Here is a 469-nt window from a genome sequence, read left to right on the forward strand (position 1 = left end):
GCAATAAGGATTAGATACCCTAGTAGTCCAAGCAGAAAATGATGAATGTCATAGGCTAGATAATATATTTAGTCTATAAATGAAAGTGTAAGCATTCCACCTCAAGAGTAATATGGCAACATATAAACTGAAATCATTAGACCGTTTCTGAAACCAGTAGTGAAGTATGTTATTTAATTCGATAATCCGCGAAAAACCTTACCACAATTTGAATAATATTAAATTATTACAAGCGCTGCACGGCTGTCTTTAGTTAATGTCGTGAGATTTGGTTAACTCCTCTAATTAACGAAAACCCTCACTTTATTTATTTACATAAAGTGGTTCGCCACTACATTGGACCTGATAAAAGGGATTAAGACAAGTCATCATGGCCTAAATATTGTGGGCTATAGACGTGCCACACACGCCTTAACAAAGGGATGCAATATTGTGAAATGGAGCTAATCCCCAAAATTGGATATAATAT

General features: G+C 35.0%; 1 rRNA gene. It reads left to right on the plus strand.

Annotated features, from left to right (window positions below):
* Window positions 1–469 (plus strand): 16S ribosomal RNA (locus D7Y13_RS50080); the annotation flags it as partial.

The sequence above is a fragment of the Corallococcus praedator genome, from assembly GCF_003612125.1.
Taxonomy (GTDB): Bacteria; Myxococcota; Myxococcia; order Myxococcales; family Myxococcaceae; genus Corallococcus; species Corallococcus praedator.